Raw genomic sequence first — 7,214 nt, forward strand, 5'->3', positions numbered from 1 at the left:
ATCTCCGCCGCCCTGCGGGACGCCGCAGTCCACCCCGACACCATCCACATGGTCGAAGCCCACGGCACCGGCACCAGCCTCGGCGACCCCATCGAAATCGAAGGACTCACCCGCGCCTGGAAACACCACACCACCCGCACCCAGTACTGCGCCATCGGCTCACTCAAAACCAACATCGGCCACCTCGAACCCGCCGCAGGACTCGCCGGCCTCACCAAAATCATCCTCGCCCTCCAACACCACCACATCCCCCCAACCCTCCACCTCAACAAACCCAACACCCACATCCACTTCGAAAACACCCCCTTCTACCTCACCGACCAACCCACCCCCTGGCCCCCCACCACCACACCCCGCCGAGCCGCCCTCAGCGCCTTCGGCATGGGCGGCGTCAACGCCCACCTCATCATCGAAGAACCACCCCACACCCCCACACCACCGGACCCGCCGGAGAGCCCCCACGTGGTGCGGGTGAGCGGTGCCACCGAGGAGACCGTCCGGGAACTGGCCGCCGCCTACGCCGACCGGTTCGCCCGCTCCGCGAGCAGCCGGGAGACCGCCGACCTCTGCCACACGGCCAACACCGGCCGCTCCCCGCTCGCCTTCCAGACAGCGGTGTCCGGACACAGCGCGGGGCAGCTCGCGGACGCCCTGCGGGCCGTCGCCGAGGGCCGCCTCCCGGTGGCCCCGGCGGACCCCGGCGCAGACGGGCCCGCTGACGGCGGCCACACCGCGCTGGTCGAGGCGGTGCGGCGCGGCCACACCGGCACCGACTGGGCGGCGCTGTCCGCCCCCGGCTCGCGCATCACCGGCCTTCCCACCTACCCGTTCGCCAAGGGCCGTTACTGGGCCACACGCACGGCCGCCGTCGCGAACGGCCCGGGCACGGCACCGGAACAGCCGCGGGAACTGCCCACGGCGCTGCGCACCGTGTGGCGGGAGCGGGAGCCGCTGGGCGACACGGCGGCCACCGCACCACCGGTCCGCACCCGGGTGATGGCCACGGACCCGGGCCTGGCCGCCGGCGTCTCGGACGCGCTCGCCGGCCTCGGAGTGCCGGCCGCCGGCGCCGGGGACGACGCCGAAGCGGTCGTGGTGATCGACGAGCCGCCCTTCCCCCCGGACGGCGTGCCCGGCCTTGACGCATTCTGGGAGCGGCTGCGCTCCCTGGTGACCTCCGTTCCCCGGGGCGGGAGGCTGCTGTGGGCCACGCACCGGTCCGCGGCGGTGAGCCCCGGGGAACGCGCCGGCCTGGTTCCCGAGGCGGCGGCGCGGAGCATGGCCGTGCGGGCCGCCGGCGCCGAAAGCCACCTCGCCGTCACCGTCCTGGACCTCGATCCGGCGGAGCCGCCGGCCGCACGGGCCCGGCAGATCGCCGCCGAGCTCGCCGCTACCCGGTCCGCCTCCGGAAGCGTCGTGGCCTACCGGCGGGACGTGCGGTTCACGCCCGAGAGAGTCCCGGTTCCGCCCGGGCCGGCGGGCGAGCTGCCGGCCGATGGTTTCTACCTGGTGACCGGCGGACTGGGCGCGGTCGGACGGCACCTGGCCGGGGCTCTGATCGAGCGCGGCGCGAAGCGGGTCGGCATCGTCGGCCGGACGGTGACGGACGCCGCGAGTTCCCCGGTGCTCCGGGAGCTGGGGGAACTCGCCGAGGTCGGCTACCTGCCCTGTGACGTCGCCGACGAGGACGCCTTGGCGACGGCCGCCGACCGCTTCGGGGAGCACTGGGGGCGGCTGCTGGGTGTGGTGCACTGCTCCGGGGGCGTCAACCCCTTCGGGGCCATGCACCGCCGTCCGTGGGCGGACGCCGCGCGGGTGACCGCGCCCAAGATCGCCGGCTCCGACAACGCCGTGCGGCTGGCCGTCTCCCGGGGCGCGGATTTCGTCGTCCTGGTCTCCTCGATCGCCGGCGCCCTGCCGGAGGCCGGCCGGGGCCTGACCGACTACGCGCTGGCCAACGCCTATCAGCTGGCACTCGCCGAGCGCGGGAGCGGCGGCGCCACGGTGGTCACCGCCCACGCCTGGCCGAACTGGGCCGGTACCGGCATGCGGGCGGACGAGACGTTCGCCGCGTCTCACTCCCTCACCCCCGGCCAGGCTCTCGACGGGTTCGCCGCGCACCTGCGCACCGGCGGAGAGGTCGTGTTCCCCGGGGAGACCGGCCGGCTCTCCCCGGCCACCGCCGCCGAGCCCCCACCGGCTCCGGCTCCGTCTCCGGTGACGCCCTCCCACCCGGCGAACGGTGTCTCCCCCGTCCAGGCCGCGCCAGGGGGCACCGCACCGCGCCCCGGTACCGGCACGGCCCACGCCCCGGCACCCGAGAGTGGCGCCGCGAAGGAGATGTCCGACCTGATCCGTTCCGCCTTCCGGCATGTGCTCGGTGCCGACCCGGGCCACCGGGTCCTGCAGGAACTGGGCCTGGACTCGCTCACCATCGCCGAGCTCGTCACGGCGATCGAGCAGCGCAGCGGCCTGACGGTCGACCCGTCTCTCCTCATGCGGGCCCGCACGGTGGAGGAGGCCGGGGCCCGGCTGGCCGGCATGCGAGCCGGTGCCGGGACCGCGACGCCGCCTTCGCCACCCGGCACGCAACCCGCCGCGGACGCTCCCGCTGCCGGGACGCTGAGCTCGCTGCTGCGGCCCCTGCTCACGCGGGAGGGCAGCCGGTGACCGTACCGAACCGCCCCACCGGACACGACGAGAGGAACGCAGTGACCGAGACCGACGACCGGATCGCCGTCATCGGCATGGCGGTGCGGATTCCCGGCGCCGAGGACACCGTGGATCTGCGGTGGATGCTGAGCCGGGACACCGTCGAGGTGGACGAGGTCCCGCCGAGCCGCTGGGCCCGCGACCTCTATCTCGGCGAGAGCGGTCACCAGGGCACGCATCACCGCGGCGCCTTCCTCCAGGACCCGTTCTCGTTCGACCACGAAGCCTTCGGGATGACGGCCGAGGACGCCGTGCTGCTCGACCCCCAGCAGCGGCTGATGCTGGAGGTCGGTGCCCGGGCGCTGGAGGACGCCGGTTATCTGCTGCCCGGCCACCGGACGGACGCCGGCGTCTTCATCGGGGCGCGCATGAACTCCTACGGCTTCGATCACGGGCGCGGGCTCTCCGTCCCCGGGGCCGCGGCGGGACACCCCGTGCCGGCGGCCCTGTGGGGGCGGTCGCAGAACTTCGTCGCCGCCTGGCTGTCGGACCGTTTCGACCTCGCCGGGCCGAGCCTGGCCGTCGACACCGCGTGCTCGTCCTCACTGACCGCCGTGTGGCTCGCCTGCCAGAGCCTGGCGGCCGGCGCCTGCCGGATGGCCGTGGTCGGTGCCGTCGACCTGCTGATCGACCCGCTCACCTTCGTGCTGCTCTCGCGCACCGGGGCGCTCTCCCCGGACGGGCTGTGCCAGACCTTCGACGAGAAGGCGAACGGCTACGTGCCCGGAGAGGGCGCCGCGGCGCTGGTCCTCAAGCCGATGGCCGCAGCTGTCGCCGACAACGACCTCATCCTGGGAGCCATCACCCGGACCGCGGTCAACAACGACGGCAGCACCATGGGCGTGACCACCCCCAGTCTCCAGGCCCAGACCGAGCTGCTGACCAAGGTCTACGGGCGGACCGACCCCACGACGGTCCAGTACATCGAGGCGCACGGCACCGGGACCGCGATCGGTGACCCGATCGAGGTGCAGGCGCTCAGCGAAGTGTTCGGCGGGCTGGGTGCCGGCCACGGCTCGGTGGCGCTCGGGTCCCTCAAGCGGCGGATCGGTCACCTGCACTCCGCCTCGGGACTGGCCGGACTGGCCAAGGTCATCTCCTGTCTGCGGGACGGCCTGCTGCCGGGCACCCCGGTCGACGCGCTCAACCCGCGTCTGCGGCTCGACGCGAGCCCTTTCCGCGTACCCGAGGCGCCGGCCCCCTGGCCCGAGGTGCCGGTCCGGCGGGCGGGGGTGAGCGGCTTCGGCTTCGGCGGCACCAACGCCCATGTGGTGGCCGAGGCGGTCCCGGACCGGGAGGCCGGCCGCCCGGACAGCCCCCGGCGGCCGGCCGAGATCCTGGCGCTGTCCGCGGGCAGCCCGGACGCTCTTCGGGAACTGGCCGCCCAGTGGCTGGAGTTCCTCCCCTCAGTGGCCGACGGACCGGGCAGCGTGTGCGCCACGGCCAGGCTCGCGCGCCCGCACCGCCCGGCACGGGTCGCGGTCTGCGGACGTGACACCGGCGAGCTCGCCGCCGCCCTGCGCGCCCGGCTGCTGCGGGCCCAGGACCCGGCCTTCGACCCGCCCGCCGCCGGCCCGGCCCGGCCGGCCCGGGTCACCGTGCGGGTGGACCCCGCGGACGGGCATGCCCCGCCGCCATGGCTGCCGGCCCTGAGCCGCTCGGTCCCGGCCGTCGGGCGGATAACCGACCGGTTCGAGGAGGCGACCGGCACCCCGGTGGCGGAGTTCTCCGGAGAACTGCTGAGGATCTGCTCCGCCGTCGCCCTGACCGTGGCCCTGCGGGAGACCGGGCTGCCCGAAGGGGCCGTCGGACTGCCACCGGGATGGGAACCTCTCGCGGACTTCGCCGGCGGACACGCCTCTCTGGAGGAGGCTCTCGCCGCGGTCCTCGGCGGCGCGGACGCCCTTGAGGGCGCGGAGCCGGCAGACCGGGCCGCGGAGGCGGGGGAAACGGATCTGTGCGCACGGCTGGCGGAAGCCGCGGACGAGCAGGCCGTCGCCACCGTGCTCGCCGAGGTCGCCGCGGCGGCCTACGAGTCCGGGGAGAACATCGACTGGAACGCCTTCCAGGCAGGGACCCCCTGGAGCAAGCGGCTGCTGCCGTGGGCTCAGCCGCGCGGACGGGCACTCGACCTGCGGGAGCCGCTGCGCTCCCCCGAACCCGGCGGACCGGTCGTGATCGACTCGGACCCGGGTGAGGCCGGCTACACCTTCTCGCGGATCTTCGGGCCCGGCGAGGAGGCCATCGCCCAGCACTCGGTCTACCGCCGCATCATGCTGCCGGGGGTCGCCTGGTTCGACTTCCTGCGGCAGGGCGCCGAGGCTCGCGGCGACTCGTTCCACGGGGTCCGGGACGTGCTGTTCCACCGGCCCCTGATCCCCTCCGGGGCGGAACGGGTCGTCTGCCGGGTGGAGGGCGACGGAAGGTTCACCGTCACCGACGGCACCTCGGGCACACCGTTCGTGACGGGCTCCTACCTGACCGGCGGCCCCGGAGCGGCGCCGGACCCCGAACCCGTGCCGGAACTGCTCGCCTCCTGCGGCCCGCTGCACGCCGGTTCGGGGCTGTACCGCTGGCTGCGGCGGATCGGCTACCACCACGGCCGCTACTACCGCAACATCTCCTGGGTGGCGGGCCTGCCCGGCGGGGGCACTCTCGCCCGAATCGAGGGGGGGCGCCAGCGCGCCATGAACGACCCGGGCGTACGGCTGTTCCCGGGGCTGCTGGACAGCGTCACGATCGCCGCGATCGATCCGGACAACCCTGTCTTCGGGGCCGATGACGCCTCCGCGTTCATCCCGCTGTCGGTGGACCGGGTCCAGGTGCTGGGCCCACTGGACAACGCCGCCTGGGTGCGCACCCACGTCGCCTTCTGGAACGAGGAGGCCTGCCGCGTCACCCAGGTCGTCACCGACCCCCGGGGAGAGGTGCTGCTGGTCCTCGGCGACATCGCCTCCAAGCGCGTGCCCGTCCACGCCTTCGGCGGGCCCGGCGCGACAGGGGCCGCGCCACGGCCCGGTGCTCCGGCCCCGGCGTCCCGGGCCCCGGAACCGGAACCGGCACGCACGCCGTCCCCGCCGGGGCCGGTGCCGCCGCAGCCGGCCTCCGGCCCGCCCCCCGAGAGCCGGGCCCCCCGGACCACCACGGCCCCGGGCTCCGCGGCCGGGAGGGTACTCGCCTGGTTCCTGGCGCAGGCGGAGGTCTCCGAGGAGCACTGCGACACCGAGTTCCTGTCCGCCGGCTTCGACTCGGTCGGCCTGGTGGCGCTGAGCGACCGGCTCGCCCAGGAACACGGCCTGACGCTGTACCCGACGGTCTTCTTCGAGTACCCGACCCCCCGCCGGTTCGCCGACCACCTGGTCCAGGAGTTCCCCGGCTTCGCCTCCGGCGTCACCGCTCCGGCTCCCGGACAGCCGGGCCCTCCTGCGCCGGAACCGGTGGACCCGGCGCCCGGGCAGACCGCCCGTACCGGGGCCCCGGCGCCGTCCGGCACGTCGCCGGATGAGGACACCGCGCCTTGTCCGGAGCCCGTCACCGAGGAGGCGGAGCCGGCCGCCGGCCCGGTTCTCCCGACGGCCACTGCCGTCCCCCGTCCGGCGCGGCACAGGACGGACGCGCCGGAAGGACAGCCGGACGACACGCGGGACGGCTCGCGGGACATCGCCGTCGTGGGTGCGGCGATCCGCGTGCCCACCGCGCACACCCTGGAGGACTTCTGGTCGCTGCTCATCGAGGGCCGCGACACCGTAGGACCGCTCCCGCCGGGCCGGTGGCGCGGGACCGAGGGCCAGGTACCGCACGCCTCGTTCCTGGAGAGCGTCGACGAGTTCGACCCGGCGCCGTTCCGGATCTCCGCGCGTGAGGCCCCGCTGATCGACCCTCAGGCCCGGATCGTCTACGAGACGATCTGGGAGGCGCTGGAGGACGCCGGGCGGATGGGGGAACGCCACGACGAACGCACCGGCCTGTGGATCGCCTACAGTCACGACCACTACCACGAGGAGCGCTCACGCCACGGTGTCGGCTCCGGCCGGGGGCTGGGTCTGGAGGCCATGATCCCCAACCGGCTCTCCCACCTCATGGACTGGCACGGACCGAGCCTGGTGATCAACACGCTCTGCTCGTCCTCGCTGGTCGCGGTACACACCGCGCTCCAGCACCTGCGGGCCGGGGACATCGACACCGCGGTCATCGGCGGCGTGCACGCCGCCATCAGCCCCGAGTACTTCGCCTCCATGCAGGAGCTCATGGCGCTTTCGCCGCGTCACCGCTGCCGGGCCTTCGACGCCTCCGCCGACGGGTTCGTCCCCGGCGAGGGTGCCGCCGCGATCGTGCTCCGGCGGCGCGAGGACGCCCTGGAGGACGGTGACCGGATCCGGGGGCTGATCAAGGGGGCAGCCGTCAACCACGGCGGACGCACCACCCGTTACTCCGCCCCGAGCCCGCGTGCGCAGAGCGAGGTGATCTCCGCCGCCCTGCGGGACGCCGCAGTCCACCCCGAC

Annotated in this window: 2 protein-coding genes; both read left to right on the forward strand. The window is 74.7% G+C overall.

The genetic code is table 11. The annotated features are described in order from the left end of the window. On the forward strand, positions 1 to 2,670 hold a 2,670-nt coding region (locus ABD299_RS21540), incomplete at its 5' end, for an SDR family oxidoreductase (RefSeq protein WP_344265255.1). Further along, positions 2,667 to 7,214: beta-ketoacyl synthase N-terminal-like domain-containing protein (locus ABD299_RS21545; RefSeq protein ID WP_344265258.1), on the forward strand; the 4,548-nt coding region annotated here is incomplete at its 3' end. The genes ABD299_RS21540 and ABD299_RS21545, both read left to right, overlap by 4 nt.

The sequence above is a fragment of the Streptomyces sodiiphilus genome, assembly GCF_039529215.1.
Taxonomy (GTDB): domain Bacteria; phylum Actinomycetota; class Actinomycetes; order Streptomycetales; family Streptomycetaceae; genus Streptomyces; species Streptomyces sodiiphilus.